The sequence below is a fragment of the Stenotrophomonas sp. STEN054 genome (assembly GCF_056854535.1).
This window is the reverse complement of the sequence record NZ_JBXFWG010000022.1, coordinates 1-16,706: the sequence shown is the minus strand read 5'-3', so window position 1 is coordinate 16,706 and position 16,706 is coordinate 1. Positions and strand designations below refer to the sequence as shown.

Genomic DNA, 16,706 nt, shown 5'->3' with positions numbered 1-16,706 from the left:
TTGGCAGGGGCGGGAGGATTCGAACCTCCGAATGCCAGGATCAAAACCTGGTGCCTTGGGCCTCTTGGCGACGCCCCTGCATTGATGAATCAGTGTTGCTCGAGTGCATCCAGCAGTGGCGAACGTGCAACGCCCGCGGCCACCCTTGCCCGCAACTCCTTCGGCAACTCCGCTCGCCCCTGCTCTGCGGCAGCCTGCGAATCGAACTCGACGAAACAACCACTTCCGGACCCGGTCAAACGTGCCTGGCCTATGCTGCTCAACGCGACAAGCACCGCCTCGACGGCAGGCTCGCGGCGGCGCAGCACCGGCTCGAACACGTTTCCGACCAGAGCGCCGGAAGCGAAGTCGTCTATTTTCGCCTGTGGGCAGTCGCGCGTCAAATCCGGGTCAGCGAACAGGGCCGGGGTCGGAACATGAACGCCCGGTTCGACGATCACGTACCAGGCTGGCGGCAGGGCCACCGGCTGCAGGCGCTCGCCCACGCCCTCGGCCCAGGCGTTGTGGCCGCGCACGAAGACCGGCACATCGGCGCCCAGGCGCAGGCCCAGTGCGGCCAGCGCATCCTCGTCAAGGCCGGCCTGCCAGAGCCGGTTCAGGACTACCAGCACGGTGGCCGCATCGGACGAGCCGCCGCCGAAGCCACCACCCGCCGAAACATGCTTTTCAACGACGATATCCGCACCCTGGCCGACGTTGGCAACCGATTGCAGCAACCTGGCCCCACGCACCGCCAGATCATCGGCCTCGGCAACACCGGCCAGGCCCTCGCCCTGCCGTCGCACCTGGCCATCGCCGCGCAGGCGCAGGCCGATGCGGTCGCCCCAGTCCAGCAGGCGGAACACGGTCTGCAGCTCATGGTAGCCATCGGCGCGGCGGCCGGTGATGTGCAGGAACAGGTTCAGCTTGGCCGGGGCCGGCCACCAGGACCAGCCATCGGCGTCAATCTGCGCGGTCATGGCGCGTCGGCGCCCCACTGGTCGACCAGCAGGCGCACCTTGGCGTCCTCTCGGCTGGCCTCGATGCGCCGCGGCAGGGCCGGGCTTCCTTCCTGGGCCGGATACCAGTCCAGGTACTGGATCAGCCAGCCGGCCTGCTGCATGCGCCGCGGGCGGCCCTCGGCATCGCGCTCCACGCTGCTTTCCCCGGAACCGCGCAGCACCAGGCCACGGGTCCAGTCAGACAGTTCATTGACCGGGATATCCCAGCCGGTGGCATCGAGCAGCAGCTGGCGGGCGTCATCGCCGGCGCGCGGGCCATCACCGAGCCCTTCCAGGCGTGCCCCGCCCTGTACCGAATCCCCCTGCAGGGTCCAGCTCTGGCGGGTGACCGGCGCACTCAGCTGGATGCGGTATTCGCTGCCCTGCTGGACCCAATCGATGCGACCGCTGCCACCGTTCTTTCCCTTGCTGACCGCGACCCGGCCCTGGAAGCTGTAATCGGGCTGCGCGCGCAGCGCCTGCACGCGGGCTTCCTCGGCGCGCTCGGCGGCCGGCGACACGGTATAGACCACGTCCGGAGCCGGCGTCTTCTGCGTGCCCACACTGGTACAGGCGGTCACCGCCAGGGTCACGGTCACCAGAAGCAGCGGCCGGATCATGGAAACACTCATGGATTGAATTTCTCGCGGGCGCGCAGCAGCGCGCGGTTTTCAGGGTCGAGCTTGGCCGCCTCCTCGAAGAAGTGGCGGGCCTCGTCGTGCTTGCCGAGCACCCACAGCACCTCACCCACGTGGGCGGCGATCTCCGGGTCGCGGGACAGCGTCCAGGCACGGCGCAGCTGCACCAGGGCTTCGTCGTTGCGGCCCAGGCGATACAGCACCCAGCCATAGCTGTCGACGATGGCCGGGTTGTCCGGCTCGGCCACGCGCGCGCGGTCGATCAGTTCCAGGGCTTCCTGGTAGCGCTTGGTGCGGTCGGCCAGGGTGTAGCCCAGCGCGTTCAGCGCCGGCACGTTCTCCGGGTCGGTCACCAGTACCTTGCGCAGGTCGGCCTCGGCGCGGGCGATGTCATCGCGCCGCTCCCAGGCCAGGGCGCGGGCGTACAGCAGGCCGTTATCGTCCGGATAGGCGGCCAGGCCACGGGCCAGCGCATCCAGTTCGCCCGGCAGGTCGTCGGCGCGCTGGCGCAGCTCGGCTTCCAGCAGGTAGGCATCGCGGCGCACGTCATCATCGACCATGGCATCGGACTGGATGGCATGCACCTCGTCCAGCGCCAGCGCCTGCCGGCCGGCCAGGCCCTGCGCATTGGCCGCGCGCAGACGCGCCTCGTTCAGTTCGTCGCCGCCCGGCACGCTGTGGTACCAGTTCACCGCCTCGGGGTAGCGCTTGAGGTACTCGGCGATCTTGCCCAGCAGCAGGCGCTGCGCCGGGTCCGGCTTGGCGGCCTGCCGCGAGAGTTCGTTGTAGAGGCCCGACAGCGCGGCGGTGTCGCCCTGCTTGGCCAGCAGCGAGGCGCGCATGCCCCAGGTCTGCACGTTCTGCGGGCCGACGGCCAGCACCCGCTCGGCGGCGGCCGGCCGGCCCAGGCTGTCATAGGCAATGGCCACGGCGTTGCGCAGCTCCGGGTCCTGCCGGGTCTTCGGCTCGACCCCCTGCAGCAGCGCCAGCGCCTGCGCGGTCTGCCCGGCCTGCTGCAACTGGCTGGCGCGCAGCAGGGCCACCCGCGGCTCGTCCGGGAAGCGCTTGACCACTTCGTCGATCATGCGCCTGGCCAGCTCGGGCTTTTCCATGCGCAGGGCCAGCCGGCCGAATTCCTGCCAGGCCTCGATCTTCGGCGGAATGGCATTGGCATCGACCAGCTCGCCGAGCACCTGCGCCGGCACCGCGGGGTCGCGGCCACCGCCGATCAGGGCGGCCAGCGCGAACTTCCAGCCGCGATCGTCGGGGTCGGCCAGCAGGGCCTGCAGCTCGATGCGCGCGGCCTTCACGTTGCCCTGGCGCATCGCCAGCGCACCGGAGGCACTGCGCATGGACAGCGAGCTGGGGGCGCGCTTCTCCCACAGGGCCAGGCCCTTGGCGGCGCTGGCATCATCGTTGGCCAGCATGGAGATACGGGTGGCGCGTTCGGCCAGCCCGGCATCGCCGTCGGTCTGCTCGGCCGCCTGCAGGTACCAGTGCGCGGCGTCGGCCAGCTTGCCGGCCTGCAGGGCGAATTCACCGGCCATCACCGGTTCCAGGGCCAGTTCTTCGCTGGCCGGGCCCCGTGCGGGGGCCTTGACCGGCGCCGCCGCGAGCACCTGGCTGAAGGCCAGGGACAGCAGCAGAACACTGGGGATGCGAATCAATGCGGGCATCGTCGGCATCGGGGCCTTAAAATGTCGTCCAATGGCCAGCAGCTTATCGCAAGCAACTGAACAATGACCCTGTGGGTGCTCGGACTGAATCACCAGACCGCACCGGTAGAGCTGCGCGAGCGCGCGGCCTTCGCCGGTGACGCGTTGCCGCGCGCGCTCGGTTCGCTGCGCGATACCCCGCAGATCGCCGAGGCGGTCCTGCTTTCCACCTGCAACCGCACCGAGCTGTACGCGGTGGCCGATTCGCCGCAGGCGCTGGACCAGTGGCTGCACAGCCAGGCCGGCGACCTGCAGGGCTACCTGTACCAGCATGCCGACGCCGATGCGGTGCGCCACCTGTTCCGGGTCGCCACCGGTCTCGACTCGATGGTGCTGGGCGAGCCGCAGATCCTGGGCCAGGTGAAGGATGCTTGGTCCACCGCGCGCGACCACGGCCTGCTCGGCCAGCGCCTGGACCGGCTGTTCCAGCAGACCTTCTCGGTGGCCAAGCGTGCGCGCACCGATACCCAGGTGGGCGCCAATCCGGTCTCGGTGGCCTCGGCCGCGGTGCGCCTGGCGCAGAACGCGTTCGCCCGCCTGGACGATTCGACGGTGCTGCTGGTCGGCGCCGGCGAGACCATCGAGCTGGCTGCACGGCACCTGAGCGAAGGCAAGGTGCGCCGCCTGCTGATCGCCAACCGCACCCTGGCCCATGCGCAGGAACTGGCCACCCGCCACGGCGGCGTGGCGCTGCCGCTGACCGAGCTGGAACGCCACCTGGCCGAGGCCGACGTGGTGTTCTCGGCCACCGCTGCGCGCGAACCGGTCATCCACCGCGAGATGGTGGCCAAGGCCCTGCGCGCGCGCCGGCACAAGCCGATGCTGCTGTTCGACCTGGCCGTGCCGCGCGACATCGAGGCCGAGGTCGGCACGCTCAACGATGCCTTCCTGTACACCGTCGATGACCTTGAGCGCGCGGTGGAAGACAACCGCCGCGGCCGTCGCGAGGCGGCCGCCGAGGCCGAGGCGATCATCGACCTGCAGGTCTCGCGCTTCGTTGAAACCCTGCAGGCCAGCGCCCACCAGGCGCCCCTGCGGCAGCTGCGCGCCTTCGGCGAGGCCACCCGTGCCGAACTGCTGGAGCGCGCGCGGCAGCAGCTGGCCAACGGCAAGCCAGCCGACGAAGTGCTGGAACTGCTGGCCCATGGCCTGACCAACCGCCTGCTGCACCCGCCGACTGCCGCCCTGCGCGCGGCTGCGCTCAGTGGCGACGCCGACCTGACCCGCGCCGCCGAGCGCCTGTTCCCGGCCACGCCGGGCTACCGCCACCCACCCGTGAGACCCGATGACGCCGACCCTGCGCCGTAAGCTGGAAGCGCTGGCCGAGCGCCGCGAAGAACTGGAACGTCTGCTCGCCGAACCCGACGTGGTCGCCGACAACAACCGTTTCCGCGATCTTTCGCGCGAATTCGCCCAACTTGAACCGGTCGCCACCGCCTTGGCTGACGAAGCCCGTGCCAAGGCCGACCTCGCCGCCGCCGAAGGCATGCGCGCCGACCCCGACCTGCGCGAGTTGGCCGACGAGGAGATCGCTGCCGCCCAGGCCCGCCTGCAGGAGCTGGAACAGGAACTGGCCCTGCTGCTGGTGCCGCGCGATCCGCGCGACGAGGGCAACCTGTTCCTGGAGGTGCGCGCTGGTACGGGCGGCGACGAAGCGGCGATCTTCGCCGGCGACCTGTTCCGCATGTACGCCCGCTATGCCGAGCGCCAGGGCTGGAAGGTCGAGATCGAATCGGACAGCCCCGGCGAACATGGCGGCTACAAGGAAGTGGTGGCACGCGTGGTGGGTCGCGGCGCGTTCTCGCGCCTGAAGTTCGAATCGGGCACGCACCGCGTGCAGCGCGTGCCTGCCACCGAATCGCAGGGCCGCATCCACACCTCGGCGGCGACCGTGGCGATCATTCCCGAGGCCGACGAGGTCGATGACATCGTCATCAACCCGGCCGACCTCAGGGTGGATACCTACCGCTCGTCCGGCGCCGGTGGCCAGCACGTCAACAAGACCGAATCGGCCATCCGCATCACCCACGTGCCGACCGGCGTGGTGGTGGAATGCCAGACCGAGCGCAGCCAGCACGCGAACCGCGACAAGGCGATGAAGCGGCTGAAGGCGCAGCTGCTGGATGCCGAGCGCCAGCGCCAGGACGCGGCGCAGGCCGAGTCTAGGCGGCTGCAGGTGGGCAGCGGCGACCGCAGCCAGCGCATCCGCACCTACAACTTCCCGCAGGGCCGGATCACCGACCACCGGGTGGAAGGGCTGACCCTGTACGACCTGCCCAACGTTCTGTCCGGCGACCTGGACGCCCTGCTGCAGCGCCTGAGCCACGAGCACCAGGTCGACGCGCTCGCCCAGCTGTCGGCGGGCTGAGCCGATGTCGGCCTGGCAGCAACGGCAGCAACTGCAGCAGGCGCTGGCACGCCAGCCCGGTGATTTCATCGCCTGGGTGATGCTGGCCGATGTGGAACTGGAGGCCGGTGATATCGCAGCCGGCGAACAGGCCGCGCGCCGCGCCCTGCAGCTGCGGCCGAACCATCCTGAAGCCCTGGCCCGGCTGGGCCGGGTGGCGTGGATGGTCGGCGCCCACGCCGATGCGGCACAGCTGCTGGGCCAGGCTTCCGCGCTGGCACCGGAACACCCGGGCATCGCCCTGTGGCTGGGCCACGCGCTGGAAGATGCCGACGATGCCGAAGGTGCCGCCGCGGCCTATCGCCGCGCGCATACGCTGCTGCCCGGCGAACCTTACATCACCGCGCAGCGCCTGGCCTGGCAGCGCCGCCTGTGTGACTGGCAGGACGTGGACGCGCTGGCCGCACAGGTGCGCGCCGCCGTTGCCGCTGGCCAGGGCGTGGTCGAGCCGTTCGCATTCCTCAGTGAGGACGCCAGCGCTGCCGAGCAACTGGCCTGCGCCCGCATGCGTGCCGCTGCGGTGGCCGCGGCCGTGCGCCCGCTGCCGGTGGTGCCGATGCGTGCACGCGGCCCGCTGCGCGTTGGCTTCCTCTCCAATGGATTCGGTGCGCACCCCACCGGGCTCCTGATCGTGGCCCTGCTGGAGCAGCTGCAGGCCGACCCGGCACTGCAACTGCACCTGTTCGCGCTGAACCGCGATGACGGCAGCCGCATCCGCGAGCGCCTGCAGACCGCCGCACGCCTGCACGACGTGGCCGGCCAACGCCATGCCGATACCGCTGCACGGATCCGCGCGCAGGGCATCGACGTGCTGTTCGACCTGCGTGGCTGGGGCGGTGGCGGTGCGCCGGAGGTGCTGGCCATGCGCCCTGCCCCGCTGCAGCTGAACTGGCTGGCCTACCCCGGCACGTCCGGTGCGCCGTGGCTGGACGCGGTGGTTGGCGATGCCTTCGCCCTGCCGCCGGCACTGGAACCGCATTACAGCGAACGCGTTCTGCGCCTGCCGCGCGCCTTCCAGCCGTCCGACAATACCCGCGTGCTGGAACCTGCACCGACCCGCGCCGACTGCGGCCTGCCTGCGCAGGGCGTGGTGTTCTGCTGCTTCAACAACAGCTACAAGCTCAACCCGCGCAGCATGGCCCGTGCCTTCGCGGTGCTGCAGGCGGTGCCGGGCAGCGTGCTGTGGCTGCTGGCCGGCCCGGGCAAGGCCGATGCACGCCTGCGCGCGGCGGCACAGGCGGCCGGCGTGGATCCGGCACGGCTGGTGTTCATGGCCAAGCTGCCGCACCCGCAGTACCTGGCCCGTTATGCGCTGGCCGACCTGTTCCTGGACACGCACCCGTACAACGCCCACACCACCGCCTCCGATGCGCTGTGGGCCGGCTGCCCGGTCCTGACCTGCCCCGGCGACACCTTCGCCGCGCGCGTGGCCGGCAGCCTCAACCATCACCTCGGCCTGGCACACATGAACGTAGGCGACGATGCCGCCTTCATCGCCACCGCCAGCGCCTTGGGCAACGACCCGTCGGCCCTGGCCGCGCTGCGCATCGAGCTGGCACAGGCACGCGAGCGCAGCGGCATGTTCGACATGGGCGGTTTCGCCGCGGATCTGTCGGCACTGCTGCAGGCCTTGGCGCGCGAGCATGGCTGGGTGGGCGTGGCGGGGTAGCGTCGACACCGCCTCGGCAACCCCTGCGCTACGCTCGGGCTTCCTTCCAGCGTGGTGCAACGATGGGCAAGCTCAAGCGCAAGGAGTACGACGAACTGCTGCAGCCGCTGCAGCTGGAACTGACCGCGATGGCGCGCTGGGTGCAGCACAGCGGGCAACGCCTGCTGGTGCTGTTCGAGGGCCGCGATACCGCCGGCAAGGGCGGCGCGATCCAGGCCATCAGCCAGCATCTCAACCCGCGCCAATGCCGGGTAGTGGCGCTGCCGAAACCGACCGACCGCGAATCGACGCAGTGGTATTTCCAGCGCTACGCCAGCCACCTGCCGGCGGCGGGCGAGATCGTGCTGATGGACCGCAGCTGGTACAACCGCGCCGGCGTGGAACGGGTGATGGGCTACTGCAGCGAGGCCGAGTACCAGCAGTTCCTGCACCAGGCACCGGTGTTCGAGCAGCTGCTGGTGGATGACGGCATCCTGCTGTTCAAGTACTGGCTGTGCGTGGACCAGGCGCAGCAGGAGAAGCGCTTCGAGGAGCGCCACAGCGATCCACTGAAGGGCTGGAAGCTGTCGCCGGTGGATCTGAAATCACGCAGCAAGTACAGCGCCTACACCGAGGCGCGCGAGGCGATGCTGCGGGCCACGCATCGCGACGCGGCGCCGTGGACGCTGGTGGATTTCAACGACCAGCGGCTGGGGCGGTTGTCGCTGGTGCGCAACCTGCTGGACCGGCTGCCGGATACGCGGGTGGATGAGCCGGTGCTGGATCTGCCGAAGTTGAAGGGCAAGCTGCACGTGGAGCACTACGACGTGCTGCGACCGATCGAGGATTTCCCGGTCAAGGAATGAGGGTGGTTCGGCAGGGCTGCGCCCTGCACCTGCCGAAGCCTTCAAGCAACGGCCAAAACCAGAGCAACGGCGTGCATTCCGTGGAATGGCGGGGCACTGTGGGTGTGGGCAACGGCTGCTGTTGGTGGGTGCCGACCGTTGGTCGGCACATCTGTCGGATATCGAATGAATTCATCCACGCATGGCGTGGCTCTACTGGGGCGCGCGGCCTGGGGTGTGAGCGGCATGGATGCCGCGACCAAGCCCCCATGGATGGAATGCAGGCGTTTGACGTTGATTGCAGCAGGTGCAGGGCTGCAAGCCCTGCAAACAAAAAAACCTACTTTGCAGCAGCGATCTGCTGTTCGACGTCGGTTGCGGTGACCGGCCCCAGGAACGTGTGCGCGACCTTGCCGTTCGGATCGATCAGGTGCGTCAGCGGCAACCCGCGCGGAATCGCGAAGTCGGCCGGCGGGTCGAACGGATCGACCAACACGATCGGGTAGGTCACCGGATGCTTGGCCAGGAACGCCTGCATCTCCGGCGTCTCGATGTCCTCGTAGGCCAGGCCCACCACTTCGATGTTGCTGCGCATCGCATGCAGCGCCGACAGCTCCGGCATCTCCTTGCGGCACGGTGCACACCAGGTCGCCCAGAAATTCACCACTACCCACTTGCCACGGTGCGCAGCCAGGTCGTAGTCGCTGCCGTCGATGGCCTTCATCTTCAGGGTCGGGAACTCGGCGGTCGTGCGCTCGGCCGGATTCTCATCCGCGCCCTCCACCGCCGCCGGAGCCGCGGGCGTCGGCGCCTGGGCCGGCGGTGCACTGCTGGCCGGGGTCGGTTCCTGTGCGGGCTTGCAGGCGGCCAGAGCCACCAACAGAGCCAGCGGCAGGGCCTTCAACAGGGGCGTGCGGATCATGGGGTATCTCCGTAATCAGGATAGATGTCGCTGACGCGGCGCTTGAGGCGCTCGCGCAGCGGCAGGCGAAGTTCGTCCAGGGCGGCAAGCGCGGCCTTGCCCAAGCTGTCATCGCGGTACGGCAGGAACTGCTCGGCTACCGGGATGCGCAGCTGCGTCCATTCGTAAAGGTCAGACAGACTGACCTGGTCCAGATCCCGCGCGAGAAGCCAGTCGCCATTCTCGTCGCGGCGCAGCAGGCCATGGGCCTGCAGTTCGCAGACCAGATCATGCAGCAGCGCATCGGTCAGCAGCGGTTCCAGTCGCAGGATCTCATCGTCGTCAAGGCTTTTGCCGAGCGCGCGCGCCTGCTGGAAGCGTCCGAGCAGGCGTAGCAGGCCGTAGAACTCGAAACCCTGCGGCAGGCGCAGTTCCACTGGCTGGTAGCGGAAGGCGGCCATCGACGAGGCCAGCGACGCACCCAGCAGCACCGCCACCCAGCACAGGTAGATCCACAGCAGCAGGATCGGCACGAAGGCGACCGTGCCATAGAGCTTCTGGTAGGACTGGAAGCTGCCCAGGTAGGCACCGATGCCCCACTTGATCAGTTCCAGCAGCACTGCCGCCAGCACCGCGCCGGGAATCGCATGCCGCCACTTCACCGTGTGATGTGGCACTACCCGGTAGACCAGCATGATGCAGACAAATTCAATCAGCACCGGCGCCAGCCGCAGCGACAGGTCGGCCAGCCAGCGCCCTTCCTGGGTGCCGAACAGCGGCAGTGCCAGCACCCGCGCCGACACCGCCAGCGAAGCGGCCGCGAGCATCGCGCCGAGGGTCAGCACCGTCCAGTAGACCAGGAAGCGGGTCAGCTTGGGCCGCGTGCTGCCCACGCGCCAGATCTGGTTGAAGGTTTCCTCGACACTGTTGAGGGTGATCAGCAGCGACACCACCAGGGCGATGAAGCCGGCGGCGGTGAGCTGGCCGGCACTGGCCGAGAACTGCCGCAGGTAGCCTTCGGCCGCGCGCGCGGCGCTGGGCACGAAGTTGGAGAACACGTAATCGCTGAGCTGGTCGCTCCAGCGGTCGAACACCGGGAACGCCGACAGCACGCCAAATACCACGATCGCCAGCGGCACCAGCGCGAACACAGTGGTGTAGGCCAGCGCCGCCGCTGCCTGGAACAGGCGGTCGTCGAGGAAGCGGCGCCAGAGGAAGCGGCCGAAGCTGGCGGCCCGGGCGCGATCCCGCGCGCGTTCCATCCACAGGTTGAGCGTATCCAGAGGTTCCATCGGCGCAAGGGTACCCGATGCGGAATCGATGCAGGATAGCCATACTGGCATCCACACGATGAGGAGACCTGCACGCGATGGGCGAGATTCTGGTGCTGTACTACAGCCGGGGCGGTTCGGTGGCACGGCTGGCGCGCCAGATCGCGCGGGGCATCGGCGAGGTGCAGGGCATGACCGCGCGCCTGCGCACGGTGCCGCCGGTGGCCGCGGTGACCCAGACCGCGCAGCCGCCGGTACCCGATGACGGCGCGCCCTACGTGAACGTGCAGGACCTGGCCGAGTGCCAGGGCGTGCTGCTGGGCAGCCCTACCCGCTTCGGCAACATGGCCGCGCCGGTCAAGCATTTCCTCGATGGCCTGGGCGCCGAGTGGGTCAATGGCACCCTCGCCGGCAAGCCGGCCGGCGTGTTCACTTCCACCGCCTCGATGCACGGCGGACAGGAATCGACCCTGCTGTCGATGCAGGTGCCGCTGCTGCACCACGGCTGCCTGATCGTCGGCATTCCCTTCACCGAGCCGGCGCTGAGCCACACCACCGGTGGCGGTACGCCGTATGGCGCCAGCCACGTGGCCGGTGCCGCCGACGACCCGCAGCCGACCGACGATGAGGCCGTGCTGGCCCGTGCGCTGGGCCGCCGGGTGGCCGACATCGCACAGCGGCTGGCCCGATGAACACAGCGCCGCGCACGGCCGTGCTGCTGGCCCTGCTGGGCCTGGCGGCGCTTTACGTAGGCTGGTTCATCAATGACAGGCACTGGTTGGCCACCCAGCTGGTGTTCACCGCGCCGCCGCTGGCGCTGGCCATCGCTCTGCGCCTGGGCTGGCGCAAGGCCGGGTTCTGGGCCTCGGTACTGGCCCTGGGCTGGTTCAGCCACGGGGTGATGAGCGCCTGGAGCCACCCGCAGACCCGCTGGCTGGCGCTGATCGAGATCGCCCTGGCCCTGCTGGTGATCTTCACCGCCAGCCTGCCGGGGCTGCGCGCCCGCTTCAGCAAGCGACGCTGACGCTGCGGCCGCCGGGCCTTATCATCTGTGTTCCCGGCCCCGCGCCGCTGTACCTGTCCTGGTTTCGCGCATGCACATGATGGAAGAGCTCCTGGTCGTCACCACCGGTGGCACGATCGACAAGATCTATTTCGACGACAAGTCGGACTACCAGATCGGTGATCCGCAGATCGGCATGATCCTGCGGGAGCTGGGGGTGACCTTCCGCTTCAACGTCATTCCGATCCTGCGCAAGGATTCGCTGCACATCAACGATGACGACCGCGAGCTGATCCGCGCCACCATCGCCGCGCAGGCGACCCGCCACGTGCTGGTCACCCACGGCACCGATTCGATGGTGCAGACCGGCCAGGTGCTGGCGACGATTCCGGACAAGACCATCGTGATGACCGGTGCGCTGAGCCCGGCACGCTTCCGTGGTTCGGATGCGGAGTTCAACATCGGCTGTGCGATCGGTGCGGTGCAGTCGCTGCCGACCGGCGTGTACATCGCGATGAACGGCCGCATCTTCGACCCGCAGCACGTGCGCAAGAACGTGGCGGCGAACCGCTTCGAGTCGGTCTGACGAACCCGTAGTGCCGAGCCCATGCTCGGCAGCTTTCTGACAGCCGAGCATGGGCTCGGCTCTACGGAAACCAGCCGAGCGTAGGCTCGGCCTCCAGAAAAGACACCCCGGCCGGAGCCGGGGCGTGCCCTTGGAGAGGGACTTGGGCTCAGTACTGGGCGTTGAGGGTGACGCCCGAGAAGGTGCTGTACCCCTTCACCCTGACGTGCCAGGTGCCGGCGGCGGGGTTGTTGATGGTGCAGGTTTCGTTGTTGCCGCTCAGGTACGGGCGGCAGGTGTAGGTCGTGTCGGTCGGGGCACTGCCCTGGCGCACGTACAGGTCGGCATCACCGCTGCCGCCACTGATCGCCACGCGCAGCTGCGAGCGGCCGGCCGGCACCTGCACCGTGTAGCTGAGCGAGGCACCGCTGGCCGCGCCCAGGCCGGTCACCGGGACGTTGTTCTGCAGCACGGTGCCACCCGGGTCCGGGTTGGTGCCGCCGCCGGTACCATTCTTGGCGGCGGTCACCGCTGCATTGGCATCAACGATGCCCGCGCCGCAGCCGCCCGAGCAGGCGCCCGGCAGTGCACGCGCGGTGCTCTTGATGATGCTTTCCACCTGCGCCGGGCTCAGCGGCGAGGGCGCCACCGACTGCATCAGCGCCACGACGCCGGCCACGTGCGGCGCCGCCATCGAGGTGCCGTTGTAGGACGCATAGGTCGCGCTGGCCGGCACCGTGGTGCCGGTGTTTAGGGTGGAGAGGATGTTCGCGCCCGGTGCCGAGATGTCGATGCCGTTGCCGTAGTTGGAGAAGCTGGCCTTGGCGCCGGCCGAGGTCACTGCGGCGACCGCCACGACGTTGGCGCAGTTGGCCGGCACCGAGGTGGAGACATTGGCCGACTCGTTGCCGGCAGCCACCACCACGGTGGTGCCACGGCCGACCGCGCCGTTGATGGCGTTCTGGTAGGTGGTCGAACAGGTGCCGCTGCCACCCAGCGACATGTTGATCACTTCTGCCGGATTGGCGTTGGCCGGCACGCCGCTGACGGTGCCACCGGAGGCCCAGGTGATGGCGTCGACGATGTCGGAGGTGTAGCCGCCGCACTTGCCCAGCACGCGCACCGGCACGACCTTGGCGTTGTAGGCGGTACCGGCGACGCCGGTGCTGTTGTTGGTCACCGCGGCGATGGTGCCGGCCACGTGGGTGCCGTGCCAGCTGGAGTTGGAGGCCGGGTAGCCGGCGCCGCACTCGTTGGCGGCGTACCAGTCGCCTTCATCATTGGGGTTGTTGTCACGGCCGCCGCCATCGCGCGCCATCGCGGCATCGCTGATGAAGTCGTAGCCGGGCAGGATGTTGGCGTTCAGATCCGGATGGCTGGTGATGCCGGTATCGATGACCGCCACGACCACGCCGGTGCCGGTGGATTGATCCCACGCGGGGCGCACGTTGATCGACGCATTGGACGTGCCGAAGCCCCACTGTTCGCTCAAGCGCGGATCGTTGGGCACCAGGTTGGCACGCATGATCTGGTCGACTTCCACGTATTCGACGTTCGGGTCGGCGGCGAGCTTGCGCATCAGCAGCTCGGATTCGGCCTGGTCCAGCGAGCGGTCGGAGCGCACCACGCTCGGACCGGTAGCCAGGCGGCGGACCTGCTGCAGGCCGAGGGCGCGACCCTGGGCGCTGGGCAGGCCGGCGGCAGCGGCCTTCAGCGACGAGGCCAGTGCGGTGGTGTTGGCCACCAGCTGGTTGCCGTCCTTGAACTTGACGATGAACTGCCGGTGCTCCGGCGCGGACTTCAACCCGCTGAGCTGGACATCGCCAGCGAAGGCCGGGGCGGCCAGCAGCAGGGAGGTGATGACGGAAGCACTGAGAACCACCCACGACTTGCGCAGGCGCGGTTGCGAAACCTGGGACATCGGAATTTCCCTTTCTAGTGGTGTGAATGCCGGAATGGGCAGAAGCACCGGCCCGAGCGCGCGATGGAGGTGTGCACGCGTGACTCGAAGTCCGGTCAGTCAGCGGATTCCCCTGCGACCCGCCGCACTGTTGACGCTAATGGCCTGAAACGGACTCCACAAGATTTTCAGCGTCTTTTCAGCAACGTGAAATGTCTGATATGAGACGTTTTGGGTGTAGGGTTTGTGAAGGTGAAGGAACTTTCACGTGACCTCGACAGACATGAACGGGACTTTGAGTGTCCACTCATGTCTTTGCCGACATCGGCAGGCTGCCTGCCGGAGATGGTTGCTGAAACGCAGAAAGCCCGTCACGGGGACGGGCTTTCCGGGTACGGCAGTCGAGCATGGCGCGACTCTACAGGGAGCGCAGCCAAGCGTGGGCTGGACTCTACAGACCTGGTACGGGACAGACCTGGTACGGGCGATCAGCCCAGCTTGACCAGCCAGTTGTGGCGGTCCGGCTGGCGGCCGTACTGGATGTCGGTCAGCTCCTTGCGCAGCGACATGGTGACTTCGCCGGCCGGGGCGTTGATGTCGCCCACCGAGAAGCCTTCGCCCTTGAGCTGGCCGATCGGAGTGACCACCGCGGCGGTACCGCAGGCGAACACTTCGGCGATGTCGCCGGAGGCCACGCCGTCCTTCCACTCGTCGATGGTGACCTTGCGCTCTTCGACCTTCATGCCGCGGTCGCGGGCCAGCTGCAGGATGCTTTCGCGGGTGATGCCCTCGAGGATGCTGCCGGACAGTTCCGGGGTGACCAGGGTGCCGTCCTTGTAGACCAGGAAGACGTTCATGCCGCCCAGTTCTTCCAGATACTTGCCTTCGACCGGATCCAGGAACAGCACCTGCGAGCAGCCCTGTGCCTGCGCCTTCTGCTGCGGCAGCAGCGAGGCGGCGTAGTTGCCACCGCACTTGGCCGCTCCGGTGCCGCCCTTGGCGGCACGCGCGTATTCGGTGGACAGCCAGATCGACACCGGGGCAACGCCCTTGGCGAAGTACGGGCCGGCCGGGCTGGCGATGACGTAGTAGCCGGCCTTGTGCGCGCCGCGCACGCCGAGGAAGGCTTCGTCACCGATCATGAACGGACGGAAGTACAGGCTGGACTCATCGGCCGACGGCACCCAGTCGCTGTCCAGCGCGATCAGCTGCTTCAGCGATTCGACAAAGATCTCCACCGGCAGTTCCGGCAGCGCCAGGCGCTGCGCCGAACGCTGCAGCCGGCGGCCGTTTGCATCCGGGCGGAAGGTCCAGATCGAACCATCGGCGTGGCGGTAGGCCTTGATGCCTTCGAAGATTTCCTGGCCGTAGTGCAGGACGGCCGCGGCCGGGTCCAGCTGCAGCGGGCCATAGGCACGCACGTTGGCATTGTGCCAGCCGGTGTCCTTGTCCCAGCGCACTTCCACCATGTGATCGGTGAAGTGCAGGCCGAAGCCCGGCTTCTCCAGGATCTGGGCGCGCTCTTCAGCGCTGCGCGGGTGGTCCGAACGGGTGACGGCGAAGCTGGGAATGGACTGGGACACCGGAGGATTCCTGTTCTGGTTGCGGGTAGTGCCGGACCCGCCGTGCGGCGGGCCGTGGGTCAAAGCATGCCGGTTTCAAGCCGGGCGGCCTCGGACATCATGTGCTGGTTCCACGGCGGGTCGAACACCAGTTCGACATCGGCCTGGGCCACGGTCGGGACCATCTCGAGCTTGCTGCGCACGTCATCGACCAAGATGTCGCCCATGCCGCAGCCGGGTGCGGTCAGAGTCATCTTCACGTCGATCTCGCGCTGGCCCTCGTCCAGATGCTTGATCTCGACTTCATACACCAGGCCCAGTTCGACGATGTTGACCGGAATTTCCGGGTCGAAGCAGGTGCGAAGCTGCTGCCACACCAGCTGTTCCACCTGTTCATCCGTGGCATCGGCGGGCAGTTCCAGCGGCGCCGGGGCCTCCTTGCCGATGGCGTCGCCGTCCTTGCCGGCGATGCGGAACAGGTTGCCTTCGACGAACACCGAATAGCTGCCGCCCAACGCCTGGGTGATATAGCCATAGCTGCCGGCAGGCAGGGTCACGGTGTCGCCCTGCGGGACCATCACGGCCTCGCAATCGCGTTCGAAGTGGACAGGTTCGCTGCTACGGGAATACATGGGGACCGATATGGGGCCGCGGCCGAAGCCACGCAAGACGGCATTCTAGCCCAGCCGCCCTGCCCCCGCCGGTGCACTGCGGCAAACCACAGTATCCTGTGGGTGTCCTTCAGGAAGCTTCGATGTCCTCCAATGCCGCACGTGCCAGGACCGTCACCTGGCTTTGGCCCTTCATGCTGCTGCTGGGTCTGGTTGTCGCCCCGATGGTCTGGGTGCTGCTGGCCCTGATGACCGGTCGCCAGGTCGGCTGGATGGCGGTGCTGACCGCCCTGGAACTCACGTTCATGCTGCGCCTGGGCACGCTGGGCCCGGGCCGCCTGCGCATCGCGCTGGTGGTGCTGGGCACCGTGCTGGTGAGCGTGGTGGCCTACTGGTGCATCGCCAGCGCCTGGATGGGCGGTTCGATCGGCCTGAACCCGATGGACGCCGCGCTGCGGATGGGCCCGCACCTGGCCTGGACCCTGACCAGCCTGGCCAACGGAGCGGTTGAATGGATCTGGCTGGCCGTGGCCGTGGTCGTCGGCGCTTGGCTGGCGCGCTGATCGGGTAGAGCCGCGGGGGGGGGGCGGCCGAACGGCAGGACCACGAAAGCCGGGACGGGAAACGGCACCCACCGCCCCCCCCGACCCCCCCCACCCC

At 68.5% G+C, this 16,706-nt stretch carries 16 protein-coding genes and 1 tRNA gene; 8 read left to right on the top strand and 9 right to left on the bottom strand.

The features are described 5' to 3' along the window. Nucleotide 1: 1 nt before the first annotated feature. From AC1VXD_RS10740 to AC1VXD_RS10725, 4 genes are all read right to left on the bottom strand, one after another. A tRNA-Gln gene (locus AC1VXD_RS10740) sits at nt 2-78 on the bottom strand. An 11-nt stretch (nt 79-89) separates the two neighbouring features. Beyond that, on the bottom strand, nt 90-959 hold the full coding sequence (ispE, locus tag AC1VXD_RS10735) for a 4-(cytidine 5'-diphospho)-2-C-methyl-D-erythritol kinase (RefSeq protein WP_482992053.1): 870 nt from the start codon (nt 957-959) through the stop codon (nt 90-92). Continuing rightward, on the bottom strand, nt 956-1,612 hold the full coding sequence (gene lolB / locus AC1VXD_RS10730; RefSeq protein WP_482992052.1) for a lipoprotein insertase outer membrane protein LolB: 657 nt from the start codon (nt 1,610-1,612) through the stop codon (nt 956-958). The genes ispE and lolB overlap by 4 nt, the downstream gene beginning before the upstream one ends. Continuing rightward, nucleotides 1,609-3,294, bottom strand: coding sequence for a tetratricopeptide repeat protein (locus tag AC1VXD_RS10725; protein WP_482992051.1), 1,686 nt, complete (start codon nt 3,292-3,294; stop codon nt 1,609-1,611). Before AC1VXD_RS10725 ends, lolB begins: the two co-directional genes overlap by 4 nt. Nucleotides 3,295-3,357: 63 nt before the next feature. Between AC1VXD_RS10725 and hemA the strand changes: the two genes are divergently transcribed. From hemA to ppk2, 4 genes are all read left to right on the top strand, one after another. Next, nucleotides 3,358-4,641, top strand: a complete 1,284-nt coding sequence (hemA, locus tag AC1VXD_RS10720) for a glutamyl-tRNA reductase (protein WP_108767837.1) — start codon at nt 3,358-3,360, stop codon at nt 4,639-4,641. Then, nucleotides 4,619-5,701 (top strand): peptide chain release factor 1, encoded by a 1,083-nt coding sequence (prfA, locus tag AC1VXD_RS10715; RefSeq protein ID WP_108767836.1) that lies wholly within the window; start codon nt 4,619-4,621, stop codon nt 5,699-5,701. The genes hemA and prfA overlap by 23 nt, the downstream gene beginning before the upstream one ends. A gap of 4 nt (nt 5,702-5,705) precedes the next feature. Beyond that, complete coding sequence (locus tag AC1VXD_RS10710; protein ID WP_482992050.1) at nt 5,706-7,409, top strand: O-linked N-acetylglucosamine transferase, SPINDLY family protein; 1,704 nt, start codon at nt 5,706-5,708, stop codon at nt 7,407-7,409. Between the two features lie 62 nt (nt 7,410-7,471). Next, complete coding sequence (gene ppk2, locus AC1VXD_RS10705) at nt 7,472-8,254, top strand: polyphosphate kinase 2 (protein ID WP_482992049.1); 783 nt, start codon at nt 7,472-7,474, stop codon at nt 8,252-8,254. 319 nt (nt 8,255-8,573) lie between these two features. Here ppk2 and AC1VXD_RS10700 read toward each other — a convergent pair whose 3' ends face one another. Further along, entirely contained in the window at nt 8,574-9,155 is a 582-nt protein-coding gene (locus AC1VXD_RS10700; protein WP_482992048.1) for a TlpA family protein disulfide reductase, read from the bottom strand. Next, the gene (locus tag AC1VXD_RS10695; protein ID WP_482992047.1) at nt 9,152-10,426 is read right to left on the bottom strand and encodes a YihY family inner membrane protein; all 1,275 of its coding nucleotides are present in this window, start codon (nt 10,424-10,426) and stop codon (nt 9,152-9,154) included. The genes AC1VXD_RS10700 and AC1VXD_RS10695 overlap by 4 nt, the downstream gene beginning before the upstream one ends. 77 nt (nt 10,427-10,503) lie before the next feature. On the opposite strand from AC1VXD_RS10695, the gene wrbA reads away from it, so the two are divergent. From wrbA to AC1VXD_RS10680, 3 genes are all read left to right on the top strand, one after another. Next, entirely contained in the window at nt 10,504-11,097 is a 594-nt protein-coding gene (gene wrbA, locus AC1VXD_RS10690; RefSeq protein ID WP_482992046.1) for an NAD(P)H:quinone oxidoreductase, read from the top strand. After that, complete coding sequence (locus AC1VXD_RS10685; protein WP_482992045.1) at nt 11,094-11,429, top strand: DUF2069 domain-containing protein; 336 nt, start codon at nt 11,094-11,096, stop codon at nt 11,427-11,429. Before wrbA ends, AC1VXD_RS10685 begins: the two co-directional genes overlap by 4 nt. 79 nt (nt 11,430-11,508) lie before the next feature. After that, complete coding sequence (locus AC1VXD_RS10680; RefSeq protein ID WP_079220726.1) at nt 11,509-11,994, top strand: asparaginase domain-containing protein; 486 nt, start codon at nt 11,509-11,511, stop codon at nt 11,992-11,994. 148 nt (nt 11,995-12,142) lie between these two features. Here the strand turns inward: AC1VXD_RS10680 and AC1VXD_RS10675 are convergent, their stop codons facing one another. From AC1VXD_RS10675 to sufT, 3 genes are all read right to left on the bottom strand, one after another. Beyond that, complete coding sequence (locus AC1VXD_RS10675; protein WP_482992044.1) at nt 12,143-13,894, bottom strand: S8 family peptidase; 1,752 nt, start codon at nt 13,892-13,894, stop codon at nt 12,143-12,145. A 467-nt stretch (nt 13,895-14,361) separates the two neighbouring features. Then, entirely contained in the window at nt 14,362-15,456 is a 1,095-nt protein-coding gene (locus AC1VXD_RS10670; RefSeq protein ID WP_482992043.1) for a branched-chain amino acid aminotransferase, read from the bottom strand. Between the two features lie 59 nt (nt 15,457-15,515). Continuing rightward, nucleotides 15,516-16,067 carry a putative Fe-S cluster assembly protein SufT gene (gene sufT / locus AC1VXD_RS10665; protein WP_108767828.1) on the bottom strand — a complete coding sequence of 184 codons (552 nt, stop codon included), beginning with the start codon at nt 16,065-16,067 and terminating at the stop codon, nt 15,516-15,518. 122 nt (nt 16,068-16,189) lie between these two features. Between sufT and AC1VXD_RS10660 the strand changes: the two genes are divergently transcribed. Beyond that, on the top strand, nt 16,190-16,609 hold the full coding sequence (locus AC1VXD_RS10660) for a hypothetical protein (protein ID WP_482992042.1): 420 nt from the start codon (nt 16,190-16,192) through the stop codon (nt 16,607-16,609). Nucleotides 16,610-16,706 lie beyond the last annotated feature (97 nt).

What these genes read in the sequence shown, in the direction of transcription:
- ispE (WP_482992053.1), bottom strand. Translation starts at nt 959, where the DNA reads ATGACCGCGCAGATTGACGCCGATGGCTGGTCCTGGTGGCCGGCCCCG.
- lolB (WP_482992052.1), bottom strand. Translation starts at nt 1,612, where the DNA reads ATGAGTGTTTCCATGATCCGGCCGCTGCTTCTGGTGACCGTGACCCTG.
- AC1VXD_RS10725 (WP_482992051.1), bottom strand. Translation starts at nt 3,294, where the DNA reads ATGCCCGCATTGATTCGCATCCCCAGTGTTCTGCTGCTGTCCCTGGCC.
- hemA (WP_108767837.1), top strand. Translation starts at nt 3,358, where the DNA reads ATGACCCTGTGGGTGCTCGGACTGAATCACCAGACCGCACCGGTAGAG.
- prfA (WP_108767836.1), top strand. Translation starts at nt 4,619, where the DNA reads ATGACGCCGACCCTGCGCCGTAAGCTGGAAGCGCTGGCCGAGCGCCGC.
- AC1VXD_RS10710 (WP_482992050.1), top strand. Translation starts at nt 5,706, where the DNA reads ATGTCGGCCTGGCAGCAACGGCAGCAACTGCAGCAGGCGCTGGCACGC.
- ppk2 (WP_482992049.1), top strand. Translation starts at nt 7,472, where the DNA reads ATGGGCAAGCTCAAGCGCAAGGAGTACGACGAACTGCTGCAGCCGCTG.
- AC1VXD_RS10700 (WP_482992048.1), bottom strand. Translation starts at nt 9,155, where the DNA reads ATGATCCGCACGCCCCTGTTGAAGGCCCTGCCGCTGGCTCTGTTGGTG.
- AC1VXD_RS10695 (WP_482992047.1), bottom strand. Translation starts at nt 10,426, where the DNA reads ATGGAACCTCTGGATACGCTCAACCTGTGGATGGAACGCGCGCGGGAT.
- wrbA (WP_482992046.1), top strand. Translation starts at nt 10,504, where the DNA reads ATGGGCGAGATTCTGGTGCTGTACTACAGCCGGGGCGGTTCGGTGGCA.
- AC1VXD_RS10685 (WP_482992045.1), top strand. Translation starts at nt 11,094, where the DNA reads ATGAACACAGCGCCGCGCACGGCCGTGCTGCTGGCCCTGCTGGGCCTG.
- AC1VXD_RS10680 (WP_079220726.1), top strand. Translation starts at nt 11,509, where the DNA reads ATGGAAGAGCTCCTGGTCGTCACCACCGGTGGCACGATCGACAAGATC.
- AC1VXD_RS10675 (WP_482992044.1), bottom strand. Translation starts at nt 13,894, where the DNA reads ATGTCCCAGGTTTCGCAACCGCGCCTGCGCAAGTCGTGGGTGGTTCTC.
- sufT (WP_108767828.1), bottom strand. Translation starts at nt 16,067, where the DNA reads ATGTATTCCCGTAGCAGCGAACCTGTCCACTTCGAACGCGATTGCGAG.
- AC1VXD_RS10660 (WP_482992042.1), top strand. Translation starts at nt 16,190, where the DNA reads ATGTCCTCCAATGCCGCACGTGCCAGGACCGTCACCTGGCTTTGGCCC.